Source organism: Photorhabdus viridis, from assembly GCF_040256935.1.
Taxonomy (GTDB): Bacteria; Pseudomonadota; Gammaproteobacteria; order Enterobacterales; family Enterobacteriaceae; genus Photorhabdus; species Photorhabdus viridis.
Window position 1 is genome coordinate 20,709 of the sequence record NZ_JBEJZY010000024.1, and the last position, 20,128, is coordinate 40,836.

Genomic DNA, 20,128 nt, shown 5'->3' on the forward strand with positions numbered 1-20,128 from the left:
TACCGGAGCCTCAATGGAAGCTTATAACCCTCCCACCGACCCCTGGCTACATGTGCTCTATCAGGATCAACACATCATTGTGGTCAATAAACCCAGTGGGCTACTCTCTGTTCCTGGCCGGGCAGAAGAACATAAAGACAGCATTATGACGCGGATACAGCAGCAGTTTCCGACAGCAGAATCTGTTCACCGGCTGGATATGGCAACCAGCGGAGTAATGGTGGTTGCTTTGATCAAAGATGCGGAACGTGAATTGAAACGCCAGTTCCGTGAACGGGAACCGAAAAAAACCTATATTGCACGAATTTGGGGACGTCTGGAACCGGAAACCGGCATTGTCGATCTACCATTGATTTGTGACTGGCCGAACAGACCAAAGCAGAAAGTTTGTTTTGAAACCGGAAAATCAGCTCAAACTGAATACGAAGTACTTGCTTACGAAGATGAAGCGACCCGGGTAAAACTTTCACCGATAACAGGTCGTTCACATCAGCTCAGGGTACACATGCTGGCGCTTGAGCACCCTATTCTGGGAGATCGGTTTTACGCTCATCAGCAGGCAAGAGCAATGGCGCCTCGCCTGCAATTACATGCACAGGAGCTCTATATCACCCATCCGGCCTATGGGACCCCAATGCATTTTCAGTGTAAAGCCGATTTTTAATTAATAGACAAATACGGTAACCGAATTCAATGAAGCCAATATCAGGCACAAGGCCAAGCCAAAATAACCTACGAGAATACGGATATTTGCCATTTTTTGCATTCCTCTTTAATTGAAAGTAGAAAATATAAATTTTTATAATATTTTAGAGGAATAAAAAATAAACTCAATAACAATAGGGGAATTTATTCCCCTATATGTTAATTGGATGTTTTTAAAAAGAAAATAGGGTTCATTTAAAACCTTTCTCTTTTTTAATCAGATCATAAGCAGCCTGAATTGACTGAGCTTTTTGTTTAGCAATATCCATCATTTCCGGTGGTAAACCTTTTGCCACCAGCTTATCAGGATGGTGCTCGCTCATCAGTTTACGATAGGCGCGTTTAATTGTTGTCACGTCATCACTTTCACGCACCCCCAGCACCTTACAAGCGTCCGCGAGTGTTGGCCCCTGAGCGGTTCTCTGGTAGTGGCCATACTGCTGTTGCCGCCACTCTCCACCACCACCGAAATTGCGGCCACCTTCCATCATGGCAAGGAATTGTTCAAACTGGCTACGGGAGATCTTAAGTTCATCAGCAATGATAAATAGCACGTTCCTCTCATTCGGATGCAACTGACCATCAGAAAATGCAGCCTGTAACTGAATCTCCAAAAACATCCGAATTAAGTCAGACCGGCCAAAGCAAGCACGACGCAATTGTCTGAGTGTCTCACGCAAAGGAAAATTCAGCTCTTTCCCCTCACGAAAAGCGTGCTGGGCCGCAGTCCTGGCTTGCCCGTGAAGTTGCATTCGGTCCATTAACTGGCTGGCAAGTTGGATGTCTGTTTCGGTCACCCGTCCTTTTGATTTAGTAATATGCCCCATCACCTGAAAGGTACTGCTGAAAAACAGCATCTGGCGGGACTGATTATTCGCAAAAAAACCTTGGTTTCTCCGTACATTGGCCCTATCAAACAGATGACCAATAAACAGGCCAATGACAATACCCCAGAAGCCTGCTCCAGACATGACACCAAAGATCAGCCCAAGCAATTTTCCCCAATAATGCATATACTCCTCAATTCATCAATGCTCTGAGTGTAGTTTTGCATTATCATACTATTCATTCAGCTCCGTGCCTAACGGCAAGATAAATAAAGGTATGACTTTACACTGGCGCATATTCATTGAGTGCGCTAGTCTCTTGAGGTTTGCCGGCATAACGCCACTGATGACGGAACCGCATAAATATCTATGAAGAAATGTTATCCAACTTTGCTGGCCACAATGGTATGGGCCGCACTTTATAGTCAGCATGTACATGCTGATCTCGCAGCACAATGTATGCTGGGTATACCTGTTTACGATCAGCCCATAATTAATGGCGATCTAAATCAACTTCCTGTCAATATCCTGGCAGATGACTCACGCGCAGATTATCCGCGCTCTGCTCAATTCAGCGGTAATGTCCATATTAAACAGGGTAATAAAACGCTGACCGCCGATAAGGTACAACTTGATCAAACAGAAGATGAAGTTCCGCTAAGGACTGCTACTGCAACGGGCAATGTTCATTATGACGACCCCCAAATTATTCTGAAAGGTCCACGCGCTTGGTCTAATTTAAATAATAAAGATACAGATATGGATCAAAGCGATTATCAGATGGTCGGACGTCAGGGACGCGGCATCGCAGATAAAATGAAACTGCGTGGTGAAAACCGTTATGCCATTCTGGATAATGGTTCTTTTACTTCCTGCCTGCCTGGTAATGATAGCTGGAGCGTTATTGGCTCCGAAGTCATTCTCGATCGTGAAGAAGAAGTGGCTGAAATATGGAATGCCCGTTTCAGAGTGGCGAATGTTCCGGTATTTTATAGTCCGTATCTTCAATTACCGATTGGCACTAAGCGTCGCTCCGGTTTCCTTATTCCTAACGCCAGCTATTCCAAAAAGAACGGCGTTGAATTTACTCTTCCCTATTACTGGAATATCGCACCAAATTATGATGCCACGATTACGCCGCATTATATCAGTAGACGTGGTTTAAAACTGGATAATGAATTCCGTTATTTAACGAAAGCCGGCTTAGGTACACTTGCGTTCGACTGGCTGAATAATGACGATCTGTATGTCAAAGATAAAAATGCAGGAACACGTACCGCCAGAGAGAGTGATAATCGCTGGTTATTTTACTGGGGACATAGTGGTGTGATGAATCAGGTATGGCGCTTTAATATCGACTATACCAAAGTCAGTGATCCTGAATACTTTTCTGATTTCAGTTCTCAATATGGCTCCACTACAGACGGCTATGCTACACAGAAATTCAGTCTGGGATATGCTCAACAAAACTGGAATGCCACTTTATCCACTAAACAATTCCAGATTTTTTCTAAAGATACCAATAGAAAAGCCTACAGAGCTGAACCGCAGTTAGATCTGAACTATTACAAAAACGATCTGGGGCCGCTTGATCTTAAAGTCTATGGTCAGGCGGTAAAATTTACCAGTGTAGGTAAAGATAATCCGGAAGCAACCCGCTGGCATTTGGAACCCTCCATTAACCTGCCACTTTCCAATGGCTGGGCCAGTATAAATAATGAAGTTAAGCTGATGGCGACTCACTATCAGCAGGATATTCCCAAAGCTCTTGAAAATACTGAATATAAAGAATCGGTTAACCGGGTTCTGCCGCAGTTCAAAAGTGAAGCCAAAATGGTGTTTGAACGTTCAACGTACCTGAACAGCGATTACACTCAAACGTTGGAACCACAGGTCCAGTATCTGTATGTGCCATACAAAAACCAGGATAATATCAATAACTTCGATTCATCTTTACTGCAAACTGACTATACCGGCCTGTTCCGTGAGCGCTTTTATGGTGGTCTGGACCGTATTTCATCCGCTAATCAAGTGACTACCGGCCTTACTACCCGTATTTATGATGAGGGTTTGGTTGAACGTTTTAACCTGTCGTTAGGTCAAATCTATTACTTTGAACGTCCACGCACCGGTGAGGAAAATATCATTAACAGTAAAGACAGAACAGGTATGATGACCTGGGCTGGTGATACTTACTGGAAAATTAATGATTCCTGGGGCTTGAAAGGCGGTTTGCAGTACGATACCCGTCTGGGCAGCGTAACGATGGGGAATACAGTACTGGAATATCGCCGTGATGCAGACCGGCTTGTGCAGTTGAACTATCGTTTTGTTGACAGAGATTATATCCAGGCCACAGCTAAAAATGCCCCAGCTTTCCAGCAAGGTATTTCTCAACTTGGTCTGGTTGCAAGCTGGCCGTTGAGTGATCGCTGGGCTTTGGTTGGCGCTTACTACTATGATACTAAAGAGCAGCAACCTGCGAGCCAGTTAATGGGCTTGCAATACAATACTTGCTGCTGGGCGGTTAACGTCGGTTATGAGCGTAAAATTGTTGGCTGGAAAGACAACAATAGTGAATATGACAACAAATGGTCATTTAACTTTGAACTCCGAGGCTTAAGTAACAATCATAGTCTGGGTAGCCAGAAAATGTTGGAATCTGGCATTATGCCATACCAGCGTGCATTCTGATGCTAATAACGCTTTGATATTAAACAATATAAATCCGCTATTGCGGAACCTACATATGATGGGAAAAGTATGAAGAATTGGAGAACTCTCATTCTCGGATTGATGTTTTCAGTGAGTACTGCCTTCGCTACACCTCAGCAAATGGATAAAATCGCTGCGGTTGTTAATAACGGGGTAGTACTGGAAAGTGACATCAGTAGCCTCTTACACTCCGTTAAACTGGATGCGCAACGCGCAGGCCAGCAAATACCGGACGAGAAAATGCTGCATCGTCAGATCCTTGAGCGTCTGATTATGGATAATATCCAGCTACAAATGGCAAAGCAGATGGGGATTACCATTCCTGATCAGGCTCTGGATTCCACAATTGCAAATATTGCAGCCCAGAATCGCATAACCGTGGATCAGATGAAACTCCGTATCGCTGCTGACGGAATGAATTTCGATACTTATCGTAATCAGATCCGTAAAGAGATGATAATCGCAGAAGTGCGCAACAATGAAGTTCGCCGCCGTGTCACCATTCTGCCTCAGGAAATTGACACCTTAGCGAAACAAATTGGCAACCAGAATGCCTATGATACTGAACTGAATATCAGCCACATTTTGATCCCATTACCAGAAAACCCTGATCAGGCACAAATGGAAAAAGCTACGGCTGTAGTACAGAAAATCATGTCTGAACTTAAGCATGGCGTTGACTTCGGTAAACTGGCTATCGCCTATTCCGCTGATCCACAAGCCCTGAAAGGCGGTAATATGGGGTGGAGTAAGCTTCAGGAACTGCCAACCCTGTTTGCCGAGCAGCTGCAATCAGCTCCAAAAGGCGCGGTCGTTGGCCCAATCCGTTCTGGTGTTGGTTTCCATATTCTCAAAGTCAATGATATTCGTGGCGGTAACGCAACAATCGCAGTCACTGAAGTTCATGCCCGTCATATTCTACTGAAAACTTCGCCCGTCATGACCGATGATCAGGCTCGCGCCAAGTTGCAGCAAATCGCCGGTGATATTCGCAGCGGAAAAACGGATTTCGCTGACGCCGCGAAAGAGTTTTCAGAAGATCCCGGTTCAGCCCTGCGTGGTGGCGATCTCGGCTGGACAACACCTGATATCTATGATCCCGCCTTCCGTGATGCGTTAATGCGACTGAATAAAGGTGAGGTAAGCCAACCGGTTCATTCCTCTTTTGGCTGGCATCTGATTCAATTGCTGGACACCCGTAAAGTCGATAAAACAGATGTTACTCAGAAAGATCGTGCTTACCGTATGTTATTCAACCGTAAATTCACCGAAGAAGCACAAAGCTGGATGCAGGAACAACGCGCCTCAGCTTATGTGAAAATTTTAGATGGCAGCGATGCGCAACAATAAACCTATTGTTATTACCCCCGGCGAACCGGCCGGGGTTGGGCCTGATTTGACTGTCGCTCTTGCTCAACAAAGCTGGCCGATACCGCTGGTCGCCTGCGCAGACCCCAATTTGCTTCTGGACAGGGCCAGACAACTCAATTTACCTCTGCAATTATTGGAATATTCTCCGGATAAAACACCCAAACCTCAAGCAGCCGGAACATTGACTATACTGCCAGTTTCTCTTCATGTACCGGCAATCGCCGGTGAGTTGAAGCAGGAAAACGGCAAATATGTGACTGAAACTCTGGCAAGAGCCTGCGATGGTTGCCTGAGCGGGGAATTTTCAGCGTTAGTCACAGGACCGGTTCATAAAGGGAATATCAATGACGCCGGCGTGCCTTTTATCGGCCATACCGAATTCTTTGCTGATCGCAGTGGGTGTCAACGGGTTGTCATGATGCTTGCAACAGAGGAACTTCGGGTTGCTCTGGCAACAACTCATCTGCCCATTGTTGATGTGCCAAAATCCATCACTTCCGATAGCCTGCGGGAAGTTATCACAATTCTTAACCATGACTTAAAAACAAAGTTTGGCCTGGCAAAACCCTGTATTTATGTTTGTGGCCTGAATCCTCATGCAGGAGAAGGCGGCCATATGGGGCGGGAAGAAATTGATATCATTATTCCCGTGTTAGAAAGTCTAAGGACAGAAGGTTTTGTATTAGAGGGGCCTTTACCGGCAGACACCCTGTTTCAGCCTAAATATCTTCAACATGCAGACGCTGTTCTCTCAATGTATCACGATCAAGGATTACCCGTGTTAAAATACCAGGGTTTTGGCAGAGCAGTGAATATTACGTTGGGCCTGCCGTTTATCCGTACTTCTGTCGATCATGGCACAGCATTGGAGCTGGCTGGTACAGGTCAAGCTGATGTGGGAAGCTTTATCACCGCATTGAATTTAGCAATTAAAATGATACAAAACAGTAATGAATAATAAAGTCCACCAAGGGCACTTTGCCCGTAAACGCTTCGGGCAAAACTTTTTAACCGATCAGTTTGTCATTGATAGTATTGTTACCGCTATCAATCCACAACCAGGCCAGGCAGTGCTGGAAATTGGCCCTGGCCTTGGCGCATTGACAGAACCGGTTGGCGAGCTCATGGATAAAATGACCGTGGTTGAACTCGACCGCGATTTAGCAGCACGTCTGCAAGTTCATCCGCGATTAAAAGATAAGCTGACCATTATCCAGCAAGATGCAATGACCGTTAATTTTAACGAATTGTCTCAACAAAGAGAGTTGCCGCTGCGGGTTTTTGGTAATTTACCTTACAATATTTCCACGCCGTTAATGTTTCACCTCTTCAGCTATACTAATGCTATTGCTGATATGCATTTTATGTTGCAAAAAGAGGTAGTAAACCGCCTGGCAGCAGGCCCCGGCAGCAAAGCTTTCGGACGTTTGAGTGTCATGGCCCAATACTATTGTCAGGTTATCCCAGTGCTGGAAGTACCGCCAACCGCGTTTACTCCCGCACCTAAAGTCGATTCAGCAATTGTACGCCTGATACCGCACAAAAACATACCTCACCCGGTCAAAAATATTCGTATGCTAAGCCGGATCACTACTCAGGCTTTCAACCAACGGCGTAAAACTATCCGTAACAGCCTCGGTGATCTTTTCACTGTAGAACAGCTCACAGAACTGGGTATCGATCCAGGTACACGCGCAGAGAATATCTCTGTTGAGCAATACTGCAAAATGGCAAACTGGTTATCGGCACAACCTGAAATGCAATCATAACAGGAGTCAACCATGATTAATGCGCCCAGAGTTTCTATTCAGGTACAAAGTGTTTATGTAGAGAGCCAATCGTATCCCGAGCAACAGCGTTTCGTTTTTGCTTATACAATCACTATCCGTAATCTTGGGCGCGAACCGGTTCAGCTAATCAGCCGTTATTGGCTAATTACCAACAGCGACGGTCACCAGACTGAAGTTCAGGGGGAAGGCGTTGTTGGTGAGCAGCCAATAATCCTGCCAGGTACAGAATACCGTTACACCAGTGGCGCTATATTGGAAACGCCTTTAGGCACGATGGAAGGCCATTATGAAATGGTCGATCACAATGGTGATCCATTCCGCGTTGCTATTCCGGTTTTCCGTCTGGCTATCTCAACGCTGATTAATTAATTATGTCTACCTATCTGATCGGTGATGTTCATGGCTGCTATCATGAATTACGAACTTTATTAACTAAAGCCAATTTTGATCCCCAAAAAGATACATTATGGCTGACCGGAGATTTAGTTGCCCGTGGCCCGGATTCTCTTGAAGTTTTGCGGTATGTTAAACAATTAGGCTCAGCCGCAAAAATAGTATTAGGCAATCATGATCTTCATTTGTTAGGCGTTTATGCCGGGATCAGCCGTAATAAACCTAAAGATAAAATTAATGAATTACTGTCCGCTCCAGATGCAGACGAATTAATTAATTGGCTACGCAAACAACCGTTATTACAGTGTGACGACGATCTGAAACTGGTCATGACACATGCGGGTATTACGCCCCAATGGGATCTGGAAACAGCTAAAATATGCGCTGGCGAAGTTGAAGTCATGCTCAATAGTAGCAGTTATCCCCTGTTTCTCAATTCAATGTATGGGGATATGCCGAATAACTGGTCACCGGAACTTTCTGGACTGGCACGCTTACGTTTCAGTACCAATGCATTAACACGTATGCGTTACTGTTTTCCAAATGGTCAGTTGGATATGCTTTGCAAAGATAAACCCGAAAGTGCTCCAGCGCCGTTAAAACCTTGGTTTGAGCTGCCACAGCAGATCTCAGCAGAATACTCTATTGTTTTCGGTCACTGGGCATCACTGGAAGGTCAGGGAACATCAGAAAGATTTTATGCATTGGATACAGGTTGTTGCTGGGGAGGTGAGCTAACAATGCTACGTTGGGAAGATAAGCAATATTTTACACAACCATCCCTGTCAGCCGTAAAACAGCACTAAAGCCAGACACGCCGTGAAGAAAGCTTCATCGGCGTGTTTTATCAATTAGATACGGCGTTGTAGAATCTCAAAACAGTAGCTGTGAGAATTTAATCCATCTGCATCATGGTATTCAGTAAATTCAGAATCCCACTCATCTGGTTCATAATCAGGGAAATGAGTATCACCTATCACTTCTGCGTCAATATGAGTCAGGTACATACGGCTAGCCAGCGAGATGAACTGGTCATAAATTTTGCCGCCCCCCATCACCATAATCTCTTCTGCATCACCCGCCACAGCCAGTGCTTCATCAACTGAACTAACCCAAGTGACATGCTCATCATTACCCGGTTGATTACTCAATACAATATTGAGCCGACCCGGCAATGGGCGACCTATGGATTCATAAGTTACTCGTCCCATAATGACTGGTTTATTCAATGTATTACGTTTAAACCAGGCCAAATCTCCCGGCAAATGCCATGGCATTGCATTCTCCATGCCGATAACCCGATCCATAGCTAAAGCAGCGATCAAGCTGATATTCATTGAGTCACCTTATAGGCAAATAGTATAAAAATTGGTGACACTATACGGAAAGGGATGTACCCAGTCGATAGGATCAACACTTTCTTAAGTACAAAAAATTCATTTATACTTGATTTGTCGTTTAAGACATTTATTGATCAAAATAATAACAAATATAATATTAACTATAGGGTACATTATGCTGGAAACATCGCTGCTCGTCATCACAATCTCAACTTTGGGTAGCTCTCTCCCCGGTCCCGATTTCACTCCGTGGTTGTTTAATCTGATGAAATACGCCGGAGCTGCTTATCTTAAACTGGCTAAAGCCCTAATATAAAAAGGAGCGCTTAATCAAGCGCTCCTTTTTATTACTTCAATTAATCAGAATACGGACTAGCTATTAATCTGCGCATGCATTTCCTGTACAGAGATCACCTGCTCGGTCGGATCTGCGCTCAGCGCCATTGTTGTAGCAAAACCGCCATTCAATGTGGTGTCATAATGCACTTTATATTGCAGTGCACTACGGCGAATAAGCTTGGAGTCCTCAATCGCTTGACGGCCCGCAGTGGTGTTCACAATATAGCTATACTCACCATTTTTGATTCTATCCTGAATATGCGGACGCCCTTCGTGAACTTTGTTCACCAAGCGAGGATTGATACCTGCTTCACCCAGCACAACTGCCGTACCGTGAGTCGCATCCAGTTCAAAGCCCTGCTTCAGCAACTTAGCAGCCAAATCTACGACCCGGCCTTTATCACCATCACGCACCGACAAAAGAGCTCTGCCACTCTGTTGCATTTTGGAGTTACATCCCAATAGTGCTTTTGAGAAAGCTTCTGCAAAAGTACGGCCAACCCCCATGACTTCCCCGGTTGAACGCATTTCAGGCCCAAGAATCGGATCCACACCCGGGAATTTGTTGAAAGGCAGTACAACCTCTTTCACTGAGTAGTATGGCGGGATGATCTCCTGAGTTGCGCCTTGTTCAGCCAGAGACTGGCCCACCATCACACGAGCTGCAACTTTCGCCAATGGCAAACCGGTAGCTTTAGAAACAAATGGCACAGTACGGGCTGCGCGAGGGTTGACTTCAATCAGGTAGACTTCGTCATTCTTGACTGCAAACTGGACATTCATCAAGCCACGGACACACAACTCAAACGCCAGTTTTTCTACCTGCTGACGCATGACATCCTGAATTTCCTGACTCAATGTGTAAGCCGGCAGTGAACAAGCTGAATCACCGGAGTGAACGCCTGCCTGCTCAATATGTTCCATAATGCCGCCAATCAGCACGCGTTCACCGTCACAGATAGCATCAACATCCACTTCTATTGCATCATCAAGGAAACGATCAAGCAGTACCGGGGCATCATTAGATACACTGACCGCCGTCTGGAAATAACGGCGTAAGTCAGCCTCGTCATATACAATCTCCATCGCACGGCCACCCAGAACATAAGATGGTCGAACCACCAGCGGATAACCCAGCGCATTCCCTTTCTCAACCGCTCGTTCAATTGTCGCTACAGTAGCATTTTCTGGTTGTTTCAGACCGAGACGATTGACCGCCTGTTTGAAACGCTCACGATCTTCAGCACGATCAATCGCATCCGGGCTGGTACCAATAATTGGCACACCTGCGGTTTCCAGCTCACGGGCCAATTTCAACGGAGTCTGCCCGCCATACTGAACAATCACCCCTTTTGGCTGCTCAACACGCACAATTTCAAGTACATCTTCCAAAGTGACCGGTTCGAAATAGAGGCGATCCGAAGTATCGTAATCTGTTGAAACCGTTTCTGGGTTACAGTTCACCATAATGGTTTCATAACCATCTTCACGCAGTGCCAATGATGCATGAACACAACAGTAGTCAAACTCGATCCCTTGTCCAATACGGTTAGGACCACCGCCCAATACCATGATCTTTGGCTTGTCACTATTCGGATTGGCTTCACACTCATCTTCATAAGTGGAATACATGTATGCAGTATCAGTCGCAAATTCCGCCGCACAGGTATCAACCCGTTTGTAAACCGGATACAAATTATATTTGTGACGCAGTTTGCGGATCTCTTTTTCCGCCACACCGACCAGCTGCGCCAAACGTGCGTCAGCAAAGCCTTTGCGTTTCAAATAACGCAGGAAATCGACAGTCAGGCTGTTAATTCCCTGTTCAGCCACTTGTTCTTCCAGTCGCACTAATTCTTCAATTTGCACCAAGAACCAGCGGTCAATATCAGTCAGATTGAAAACACCGTCAACCGACATACCGGCACGGAAAGCATCGGCGATATACCAGATACGCTCCGCACCTGCATCTTTCAATTCACTGCGTATTTTGGTCAATGCCTGTGGATCATCCAGACTGACTTTCGGATCAAAGCCAGTTGCTCCCACTTCCAAACCACGCAACGCTTTTTGCATGGATTCCTGCTGAGTACGGCCAATCGCCATCACCTCACCAACCGATTTCATCTGAGTCGTCAGGCGATCATTGGCGCCGGCAAATTTCTCGAAATTGAAACGAGGAATTTTAGTCACTACGTAATCAATAGAAGGTTCAAAGGAAGCCGGCGTGCGACCACCAGTGATATCATTCATCAGTTCATCAAGGGTATAACCTACCGCCAATTTGGCGGCAATTTTGGCAATCGGGAAACCTGTTGCTTTCGAAGCCAACGCAGAAGAGCGGGAAACGCGTGGGTTCATTTCGATGATAACCAAACGGCCATTTTTCGGGTTCACCGCAAACTGTACGTTAGAGCCTCCGGTTTCCACACCGATTTCACGCAATACCGCCATCGAAGCGTTACGCATGATTTGGTATTCTTTATCGGTCAGCGTTTGTGCCGGTGCGACGGTGATGGAATCGCCAGTGTGAATTCCCATAGCATCGAAGTTTTCAATCGAGCAGACGATGATGCAATTATCATTTTTATCACGCACCACCTCCATTTCATACTCTTTCCAACCAATCAAAGATTCATCAATCAATAGCTCGTTGGTTGGCGAAAGATCTAAACCACGCTCACAAATTTCTTCAAATTCTTCGCGGTTATAAGCGATACCGCCACCACTTCCTCCCATAGTAAAGGAAGGACGGATAATACAAGGAAAACCAACTTTATCTGCGACGGCCAGCGCTTCTTCCATTGAATGGGCAATACCAGAACGCGGGGTTTCTAAGCCTATCTTTTTCATTGCCATATCGAAACGGCGACGATCTTCCGCTTTATCAATTGCATCTGCGGTAGCGCCAATCATAGTCACGCCAAATTCTTTCAAAACCCCTTGACGTTCCAGTTCCAACGCACAGTTCAGCGCAGTTTGTCCGCCCATGGTTGGTAAAACCGCATCAGGACGCTCTTTTTCAATGATTTTACGTACCACTTCCCAGTGGATCGGCTCAATATAAGTGGCATCCGCCATTTCTGGATCAGTCATAATAGTGGCAGGGTTTGAGTTCACCAGCACAACACGATAACCTTCTTCTCGTAACGCTTTACAAGCCTGTGCACCTGAGTAGTCGAACTCACAAGCCTGGCCGATAACAATTGGGCCAGCACCCAAGATCAGGATACTTTTAATATCAGTACGTTTTGCCATTTTATTTTCTCCTGATTACTTGGTGTTATGACGATTATTTTGCTGACAATACTGTTTAATCAGCTCGATAAAGTGATCGAACAATGATGCAGTTTCATGTGGGCCAGGGCTGGCTTCCGGGTGCCCTTGGAAGCTGAATGCAGGTTTATCTGTACGATGAATTCCTTGCAACGTGCCGTCAAATAGGGATTTATGGGTCACACGCAGATTTACCGGCAGTGATTTTTCATCTACAGCAAAACCATGGTTCTGTGCGGTAATCATCACAATATTACGATCAAGATCTTTTACCGGATGGTTGCCGCCGTGATGGCCGAATTTCATTTTCATTGTTTCGGCGCCGCTCGCCAATGCCAGTAGTTGGTGCCCAAGGCAAATACCAAAGATCGGAATATTTGTCTCAAGGAGAGTTTTAATTGTTTCAATCGCATAGCCACAAGGTGCCGGGTCGCCCGGGCCATTGGACAAGAAAATACCATCTGGATTCAGCTTCAATACATCCTCAGCCGGTGTCTGAGCAGGAACTACTGTTAGGCGACAGCCACGATCTACCAGCATCCGCAAAATATTGCGTTTCGCACCAAAGTCATAAGCAACGACATGATAAGGCAGCTCTTGTTCTTGTTTCTCTTCCGGTAACCCATCCTCCAGAGTCCAGCTCCCCTGTAACCACGGATAAACTTGCTCCGTTGTCACCTCTTTTGCCAAATCCATCCCTTCCAGCCCTGGGAACGCTTGTGCTTTTTCCAGTGCAACCTGAGCGTTAATCTGTTTACCTGCTATAATACAACCATTCTGTGAACCTTTTTCCCTTAACAAGCGGGTCAGTTTACGGGTATCGATATCCGCTATTGCAACAATATTATGGCGTTTAAGGTAATCAGAAAGCGTTTCTTCGCTGCGGAAGTTACTGGTCAATAGCGGCAGATCACGAATTACCAGCCCCTGAGCCTGAATTTTTAGTGATTCTTTATCGACTGAGTTAACACCGATATTACCAATATGGGGATAAGTAAGAGTGACAATTTGGCGGGAATAGGAAGGGTCTGTAAGAATTTCTTGATATCCGGTCATTGAGGTATTGAAAACCACTTCCCCAACTGCCGCCCCTTCAGCACCTATGGCGCGACCGTGGAATTGGGTTCCGTCTTCCAGAACCAATATAGCTGACTTAATCAAAACACCCTCCAGAGAATAATAAATCACAATTAGTGCATATTAATTCAGATTTGTTGGTCAAAATCAATGCCAAAGCTGCTTTTTAGGCAAAATTTTGGCAAATTGCGCGCATTCTAATGATGAGAGGGATAGTTGTCTACAAAAAATGTTACTTTTATTATTTTTTTGCACACTTCACCGAAAAAACCAACAAAAGAAGACCAAAAATAGAAATAAAGTTAACTTAGAAAACGGTTGCCAGCCTAGAAGATTTAATTTTCAGACGAAAAACTGAAAAGAGTCATAAAAAGGAGAAAAAATAAGACAATAAAGGTAAAAAATAAGACAAAAATAATAAAAATCAATGACAATTTAACAAAATAAAACAAAGCAACTAAAAATCGCATAATACATAAATTAATTATGCGATATCAGATAGTTATAAAAATATTTTTTAAAGAAAGTCGAGCTCCAATACATCTTTCATATCAAAAAGACCACTATTTTTACCACTTAACCATAATGCTGCCTTCACCGCCCCATTTGCAAATGTCATTCGGCTGGAAGCCTTATGGGTTATCTCAACTCTCTCGCCAATATCTGCAAACATAGCGGTATGTTCACCTACGATATCCCCGGCACGGATGGTGGCAAAACCAATACTTTTCGGATCACGTTCACCGGTATAACCTTCACGGGCATAGACAGCACACTCTTTAAGATCCCGCCCTAAAGCATGGGCAATAGATTCTCCCATCGCTAATGCTGTTCCTGATGGTGCATCCACTTTATGGCGGTGATGTGCCTCGATAATCTCGATATCAGTATATTCACCCATCACTTTCGCCGCTTTTTCCAGTAATTTAAGCACCAGATTCACACCAACACTGAAATTTGCAGCAAATACTATCGGGATATCCACGGAAGCATCTTTAATCACCTGCTTACCTTCATCATCAAAACCTGTGGTGCCGATAACCATCGCTTTACCGTTCTGACGGCAAATTTTAAGATGGGCAAGCGTTCCTTCCGGGCGGGTAAAATCGATAAGAACATCAAAATTATCAACAACATTTTTCAGGTCATCACAAACAGTAACGCCTGTATTACCAATACCTGCCAATTCTCCGGCATCTGCGCCAATCAGAGAAGAGCCTGAGCGTTCTAAAGCTGCGCCAAGAGCGACGCCACTCAATTGATGGATAGCCTGTATTAACTGACGCCCCATACGCCCACCAGCACCAACAATAGCAACACGAATTTCTGTATCAGCCATAAGCCCTCACTGTGAATTAATCCCTTTCCTGATTTAACACAGGCGTTCAGTTAAATAAATATTTTAAATCAATAGATTATGAGCAATCCCACTCTTAATCAAGCGCAGTACTTTTTAACTAATTTGTTTAACTTCAACACGTAATTCTTTCGGCACTTCGAAAACAATATTCTCTTCCCTGCCATGTAATTCCTCGACAGAATCAGCACCAAGATTTTTCAGCCGTTCAATGACTTGCTGAACTAAGATATCTGGCGCTGAAGCTCCCGCAGTCACGCCAACCAGAGAAACGCCAGTTATCCATTCTTTTTTAATATCATCAGCAGAATCTATCAGGTAAGCAGGTTTACCAACACGTTGAGCTAACTCCGCTAGGCGGTTAGAGTTAGATGAATTTTTCGAACCAACAACCAGTACAACATCAGCATCAGATGCCAGATCCCGTACCGCTTCCTGGCGGTTAGTCGTCGCATAGCAGATATCATCTTTACGGGGACCGACAATGTTGGGGAATCGCTCATTAAGTGCATCAATTACTTCTGAAGTGTCATCAACGGATAACGTAGTTTGAGTCATAAAACACAAGTTATCTTCATCTTTGACTTTCAGATTCCACACATCTTCAGGAGATTCAACCAGATACATTCCACCATCAGCATTATTGTACTGACCCATTGTCCCTTCAACTTCCGGATGCCCAGCGTGACCGATCAAAATAGCTTCTTTGCCTTTGCGACTGGCTCTGGCCACTTCCATATGAACTTTGGTCACCAAGGGACAAGTCGCATCGAACAGCATCGTCAGATTGCGGGAACGGGCCTCCGCGCGGATCGCTTGTGAAACGCCGTGGGCAGAAAAAATCAGAATCGCATCATCGGGTACTTCTGCGATGTCTTCAATAAAGATAGCCCCACGCTTGCGCAGGTTATCCACAACATAGCGATTATGTACAACTTCATGGCGAACATAGATCGGTGCGCCATATAATTCCAGAGCACGTTCTACAATACTGATGGCCCGGTCAACACCGGCACAAAAACCACGAGGGTTAGCCAGCAATATCTGCATGGTTTTCCTCCAACTGTGGATCAATTTCCAACACTTCAATCTCAAATGTGATGTTCTGATCGGCTAACGGGTGATTGAAATCAACAATGACGGACTCCTCTGCTACTTCTTTTACAATGCCTGGCATTTCACTGCCATTCATTGCCGTAAATAACATTATAGTTCCAATTTCAGGAATACCCGTTTCGGCAAAATCACGCGGCGTAAAATATTGAATCAGATCAGGATTCGGTTTACCAAATACAGCCTCACCAGCCAGAGTAAATGTGTGTTTCTCTCTCTCTTTCAGGCCGGTAAGCTGCTGCTCCAAAGGTGAAGAAAGGGTTCCATCACCTAAACGGAATAATGCAGGTTTGCCCTGATGGTGGGTGGAATCAGCTGTAGAACCATCTTGCAGTTTTAACGTGAAATGCAGTAAAACCGCACTATCTGCATGTACCTGCTTTGACATATTACTCAGAACCTATTTTATTTGCGGCTTTTTGTCGTAAAAAGCGAACCTGGACACTGCCCAAGTTCACTATTCATTCACAAGAACCGCCTGAACAATAACGCCTACTAAAATAGGCTTTTAGCCTGCTTTAATTGTCTTTTCATCCGGGCTTAAAAAGCTATCAATGATAACCAATGCAGCCCCGATGCATATCGCCATATCGGCGATATTAAAGGTTGGAAAGTGCCAGTCACCGACATAAAAATCAATAAAATCGATGACAAAACCATGAACCAACCGGTCAAACAGATTACCCAATGCTCCACCAATAATCAGGGCATAAGCGATATTACTCAGTTTCTTCTTTGCACTGGAACGGTACATCATCACCACCAATACAACTGAAATAGTAATGGCAATTAATGCAAATAACCAACGCTGCCAGCCGTCTTTATCCGCAAGGAAACTGAAAGCCGCCCCCAGATTCTGGGCATAAGTCAGGTTGAAATAAGGTATTAATGGAACGGATTCATACAGATAAAAGTGTTTCAGCACTAACTGTTTACTACCCAGATCCAGAATCAATACCATGGCAACTAACCAAAGCCAGCGAAGGCCAGTGGAGCAAATGGGTCTATTCATCAGGCAAACTTACGCTCTTCGCCGTTACCGGCAACATTAGTTACACAGCGGCCACAAAGTTCTGCGTGCTCCGCCACCAATCCCACATCTTTAGCGTAATGCCAGCAACGAGGACATTTTTCACCATCCGCTTTACGGAAAGCAATTTTCAGGCTGTCGATTTCGCTTTGCTGCGCATCGTCACCCGCCTGTTCATAAGCCGCAACAGAAACCTGAGATGTCAGCAGAACAAAACGCAATTCATCGCCCAGGCTGTTCAATTTATCAGCCAATTCATTATTTGCATACAGAATAACGGCGGCTTCCAAAGAGCTGCGAATATGTTTATCTGCACGTGCCTGCTCCAGCACTTTGTTGACTTCACCACGAACAGCCAGTAAATCAGCCCAGAAAGCATCATTCATTTGTTCGCCTGCGGCCAGTCCAAACAAACCATCATACCACTCTTCGGTAAATACATACTGAGCACGTTTACCAGGCAATTCATTCCAGACTTCATCCGCGGTGAAGGAGAGAATAGGCGCCATCCAGCGAACCAATGCTTCTGCAATATGATACAGCGCAGTCTGACAACTGCGGCGAGCCAGACTATCGCCCTTCGCGGTATATTGACGGTCTTTAATGATATCGAGATAGAACGAACCCATTTCCACAGAACAGAACTGCATTAAACGCTGAACAACAGAGTGGAAATCATACTCATCGTAACATTTTGTAATGTCAGCCTGAGCAGCCTGAGCACGACCCACGGCCCAGCGATCCAACACCGCCATCTCTTCTGGCTTAACCCTATGTTGTTCAGGATCAAAACCATTCAGGTTTGCCAGCAGGAAACGCGCTGTGTTACGGATACGACGATATGCATCAGCAGAACGTTTCAGGATCTCATCCGATACCGCAATTTCGCCGGTGTAATCAGTAGAAGCAACCCACAGACGCAGAATATCCGCCCCTAATTTATTGATCACATCCTGCGGACTGATGGTGTTGCCGATAGACTTAGACATCTTACGGCCCTGACCATCCACCGTGAAACCGTGTGTCAGTACCTGACGGTAAGGCGCTTTGCCTTTCATTGCGGTTGAGATCATCAGGGAAGACATAAACCAGCCACGATGCTGATCTGAACCTTCCAGATACATATCCGCTGCGTTGCCTTGGAATTCAGGACGGGCATCAACAACCGATGAATGGGTTGAGCCGGAATCGAACCATACATCCAGAGTATCAAAGATTTTGACATAGTTAGCCGCATCATCGCCCAGCAATTCAGCTGGATCCAGATCCCACCACGCCTGAATACCATCAACTTCAACACGTTTGGCAACTTCTTCCATCAGTTCGACAGTGCGTGGATGAAGCTCTTCCGTATCTTTATGGACAAACAGGGACATAGGGGTGCCCCAGGTACGTTGACGTGAAATACACCAGTCAGGACGGTTCTCAACCATTGCCTCAATACGGGCCTGCCCCCAGCCAGGGATCCACTGAACACCTTTGATCTCTTTCAGAGATTGCTTGCGCAGACCATTTTGCTCCATACTAACAAACCACTGCGGCGTGGCGCGGAAAATGATTGGCGCCTTGTGACGCCAGCAACAAGGATAGCTGTGCTGTAATTTTTCCAGGTGCAACAGTGCATTGTTTTCACTCAGTATCTTCAGAATAATATCGTTCGCCTTAAAGACAAACACGCCATCCAGAGAAGGATAAGTACCCGGCAAATAGCAGCCATTCGGACCAACCGGGTTTGCCACTTCCAAACCATATTTCTGACCAATAACAAAATCATCCGGGCCATGACCTGGCGCAGTATGGACAGCACCGGTACCCGCATCCAATGTAACGTGTTCGCCCAGTACAACCGGTGAATCGAAACCCATAAATGGATGTTTGAAGCGCAACAGTTCCAACGAGGAACCCGCACAATGCCCCAGCACGGCCCACGACGTCACACCCGCGCGCTGCATTACACTTTCGACCAAATCAGCAGCCAGGATCAGACATTCACCATCAATCTGTACTAATTGATAGTCAAATTCAGCATGCAAAGCGATCGCGCGGTTAGCCGGCAACGTCCACGGCGTGGTTGTCCAGATCACCAGAGAAACGGGTTTATTTGATGCCTGCACGCCAAATTTCTCGTAAACAGCTGCCGTATCAACAGCATCAAAACGCACGTCAATAGATGGAGATGTTTTGTCGTAATACTCAACTTCCGCTTCAGCCAATGATGAACCACAATCAGTACACCAGTGAACAGGTTTAGCGCCTTTCAACAAATGTCCATTGGCAATAATACGGCTCAGTGCACGAATAACGTTGGCTTCAGTCTTAAAGTCCATCGTCAGGTATGGGCGATCCCAGTCACCTAATACGCCCAGACGGATAAAGTCTTCCTTCTGACCTTCTATCTGCTCTTTGGCATATTTGCGGCACTCGGCACGGAATTCAGCAGCGGAAAATTTTTCTCCCGGCTTACCAATAATCTGCTCAACCTTAAGCTCAATGGGTAAACCATGGCAATCCCAACCGGGTACATATGGCGAATCATATCCCGCCATCCCTTTGGATTTAATAATAATATCTTTGAGAATCTTATTGACTGAGTGACCAATATGAATGCTGCCGTTCGCATAAGGAGGGCCGTCATGCAGAATAAATGTTTTTTTACCGGCTTTTGCTTTACGAATTACCTGATACAACTCATCGTTGTACCAACGTTTTAGCATGTCTGGTTCGCGCTTTGCTAAGTCTCCGCGCATTGGAAACCCTGTTTCTGGTAAGTTCAGGGTATTTTTATAGTCACTCAT

At 45.3% G+C, this 20,128-nt stretch carries 16 protein-coding genes and 1 pseudogene; 8 read left to right on the forward strand and 9 right to left on the reverse strand.

Features of this window, described 5'->3' with window-relative positions; translation table 11 throughout:
• Positions 1-13 precede the first annotated feature (13 nt).
• Entirely contained in the window at positions 14-664 is a 651-nt protein-coding gene (rluA, locus tag ABR397_RS11945; protein WP_350305931.1) for a bifunctional tRNA pseudouridine(32) synthase/23S rRNA pseudouridine(746) synthase RluA, read from the forward strand.
• 232 nt (positions 665-896) lie between these two features.
• Here the strand turns inward: rluA and djlA are convergent, their stop codons facing one another.
• Entirely contained in the window at positions 897-1,718 is an 822-nt protein-coding gene (gene djlA / locus ABR397_RS11950; protein WP_350305932.1) for a co-chaperone DjlA, read from the reverse strand.
• 183 nt (positions 1,719-1,901) lie between these two features.
• On the opposite strand from djlA, the gene lptD reads away from it, so the two are divergent.
• The 6 genes from lptD (at position 1,902) to apaH (ending at position 8,607) form a co-directional block, all read left to right on the forward strand.
• Positions 1,902-4,226, forward strand: a complete 2,325-nt coding sequence (lptD, locus tag ABR397_RS11955) for an LPS assembly protein LptD (RefSeq protein WP_350305933.1) — start codon at positions 1,902-1,904, stop codon at positions 4,224-4,226.
• A 69-nt stretch (positions 4,227-4,295) separates the two neighbouring features.
• Positions 4,296-5,597: a peptidylprolyl isomerase SurA gene (surA, locus tag ABR397_RS11960; RefSeq protein ID WP_350305934.1), complete on the forward strand. Its 1,302-nt coding sequence runs from the start codon at positions 4,296-4,298 to the stop codon at positions 5,595-5,597.
• A complete protein-coding gene (pdxA, locus tag ABR397_RS11965) occupies positions 5,584-6,576 on the forward strand; it encodes a 4-hydroxythreonine-4-phosphate dehydrogenase PdxA (RefSeq protein WP_350305935.1) in 993 nt (330 codons plus the stop codon). The genes surA and pdxA overlap by 14 nt, the downstream gene beginning before the upstream one ends.
• On the forward strand, positions 6,569-7,387 hold the full coding sequence (rsmA, locus tag ABR397_RS11970) for a 16S rRNA (adenine(1518)-N(6)/adenine(1519)-N(6))-dimethyltransferase RsmA (RefSeq protein ID WP_350305936.1): 819 nt from the start codon (positions 6,569-6,571) through the stop codon (positions 7,385-7,387). The genes pdxA and rsmA overlap by 8 nt, the downstream gene beginning before the upstream one ends.
• Before the next feature lie 12 nt (positions 7,388-7,399).
• A complete protein-coding gene (apaG, locus tag ABR397_RS11975) occupies positions 7,400-7,777 on the forward strand; it encodes a Co2+/Mg2+ efflux protein ApaG (RefSeq protein ID WP_350305937.1) in 378 nt (125 codons plus the stop codon).
• Positions 7,778-7,779: 2 nt separating this feature from the next.
• Entirely contained in the window at positions 7,780-8,607 is an 828-nt protein-coding gene (apaH, locus tag ABR397_RS11980) for a bis(5'-nucleosyl)-tetraphosphatase (symmetrical) ApaH (protein WP_350305938.1), read from the forward strand.
• 45 nt (positions 8,608-8,652) lie between these two features.
• Here apaH and folA read toward each other — a convergent pair whose 3' ends face one another.
• Positions 8,653-9,138, reverse strand: a complete 486-nt coding sequence (folA, locus tag ABR397_RS11985; RefSeq protein ID WP_350305939.1) for a type 3 dihydrofolate reductase — start codon at positions 9,136-9,138, stop codon at positions 8,653-8,655.
• A gap of 178 nt (positions 9,139-9,316) precedes the next feature.
• On the opposite strand from folA, the pseudogene ABR397_RS11990 reads away from it, so the two are divergent.
• Positions 9,317-9,433: pseudogene (locus ABR397_RS11990) on the forward strand (LysE family translocator); the annotation flags it as partial.
• Between the two features lie 80 nt (positions 9,434-9,513).
• On the opposite strand, the gene carB reads toward ABR397_RS11990, so the two are convergent.
• From carB to ileS, 7 genes are all read right to left on the reverse strand, one after another.
• Positions 9,514-12,738 carry a carbamoyl-phosphate synthase large subunit gene (gene carB / locus ABR397_RS11995; RefSeq protein ID WP_350305940.1) on the reverse strand — a complete coding sequence of 1,075 codons (3,225 nt, stop codon included), beginning with the start codon at positions 12,736-12,738 and terminating at the stop codon, positions 9,514-9,516.
• 15 nt (positions 12,739-12,753) lie between these two features.
• Positions 12,754-13,917 (reverse strand): glutamine-hydrolyzing carbamoyl-phosphate synthase small subunit, encoded by a 1,164-nt coding sequence (gene carA / locus ABR397_RS12000; protein WP_350305941.1) that lies wholly within the window; start codon positions 13,915-13,917, stop codon positions 12,754-12,756.
• 433 nt (positions 13,918-14,350) lie between these two features.
• Complete coding sequence (gene dapB, locus ABR397_RS12005; RefSeq protein WP_350305942.1) at positions 14,351-15,172, reverse strand: 4-hydroxy-tetrahydrodipicolinate reductase; 822 nt, start codon at positions 15,170-15,172, stop codon at positions 14,351-14,353.
• A 114-nt stretch (positions 15,173-15,286) separates the two neighbouring features.
• A complete protein-coding gene (ispH, locus tag ABR397_RS12010) occupies positions 15,287-16,240 on the reverse strand; it encodes a 4-hydroxy-3-methylbut-2-enyl diphosphate reductase (RefSeq protein ID WP_021326152.1) in 954 nt (317 codons plus the stop codon).
• Positions 16,221-16,691 (reverse strand): FKBP-type peptidyl-prolyl cis-trans isomerase, encoded by a 471-nt coding sequence (gene fkpB, locus ABR397_RS12015; RefSeq protein ID WP_021326153.1) that lies wholly within the window; start codon positions 16,689-16,691, stop codon positions 16,221-16,223. Before fkpB ends, ispH begins: the two co-directional genes overlap by 20 nt.
• 120 nt (positions 16,692-16,811) lie before the next feature.
• Positions 16,812-17,315, reverse strand: a complete 504-nt coding sequence (gene lspA, locus ABR397_RS12020; RefSeq protein ID WP_350305943.1) for a signal peptidase II — start codon at positions 17,313-17,315, stop codon at positions 16,812-16,814.
• Complete coding sequence (ileS, locus tag ABR397_RS12025; protein ID WP_350305944.1) at positions 17,315-20,128, reverse strand: isoleucine--tRNA ligase; 2,814 nt, start codon at positions 20,126-20,128, stop codon at positions 17,315-17,317. The genes lspA and ileS overlap by 1 nt, the downstream gene beginning before the upstream one ends.

Coding starts and splice junctions, on each gene's coding strand:
- fkpB (WP_021326153.1), bottom strand. CDS start 16,691: ATGTCAAAGCAGGTACATGCAGATAGTGCGGTTTTACTGCATTTCACG.
- lspA (WP_350305943.1), bottom strand. CDS start 17,315: ATGAATAGACCCATTTGCTCCACTGGCCTTCGCTGGCTTTGGTTAGTT.
- rluA (WP_350305931.1), top strand. CDS start 14: ATGGAAGCTTATAACCCTCCCACCGACCCCTGGCTACATGTGCTCTAT.
- dapB (WP_350305942.1), bottom strand. CDS start 15,172: ATGGCTGATACAGAAATTCGTGTTGCTATTGTTGGTGCTGGTGGGCGT.
- rsmA (WP_350305936.1), top strand. CDS start 6,569: ATGAATAATAAAGTCCACCAAGGGCACTTTGCCCGTAAACGCTTCGGG.
- carB (WP_350305940.1), bottom strand. CDS start 12,738: ATGGCAAAACGTACTGATATTAAAAGTATCCTGATCTTGGGTGCTGGC.
- ileS (WP_350305944.1), bottom strand. CDS start 20,128: ATGAGTGACTATAAAAATACCCTGAACTTACCAGAAACAGGGTTTCCA.
- apaH (WP_350305938.1), top strand. CDS start 7,780: ATGTCTACCTATCTGATCGGTGATGTTCATGGCTGCTATCATGAATTA.
- surA (WP_350305934.1), top strand. CDS start 4,296: ATGAAGAATTGGAGAACTCTCATTCTCGGATTGATGTTTTCAGTGAGT.
- apaG (WP_350305937.1), top strand. CDS start 7,400: ATGATTAATGCGCCCAGAGTTTCTATTCAGGTACAAAGTGTTTATGTA.
- pdxA (WP_350305935.1), top strand. CDS start 5,584: ATGCGCAACAATAAACCTATTGTTATTACCCCCGGCGAACCGGCCGGG.
- djlA (WP_350305932.1), bottom strand. CDS start 1,718: ATGCATTATTGGGGAAAATTGCTTGGGCTGATCTTTGGTGTCATGTCT.
- lptD (WP_350305933.1), top strand. CDS start 1,902: ATGAAGAAATGTTATCCAACTTTGCTGGCCACAATGGTATGGGCCGCA.
- ispH (WP_021326152.1), bottom strand. CDS start 16,240: ATGCAGATATTGCTGGCTAACCCTCGTGGTTTTTGTGCCGGTGTTGAC.
- folA (WP_350305939.1), bottom strand. CDS start 9,138: ATGAATATCAGCTTGATCGCTGCTTTAGCTATGGATCGGGTTATCGGC.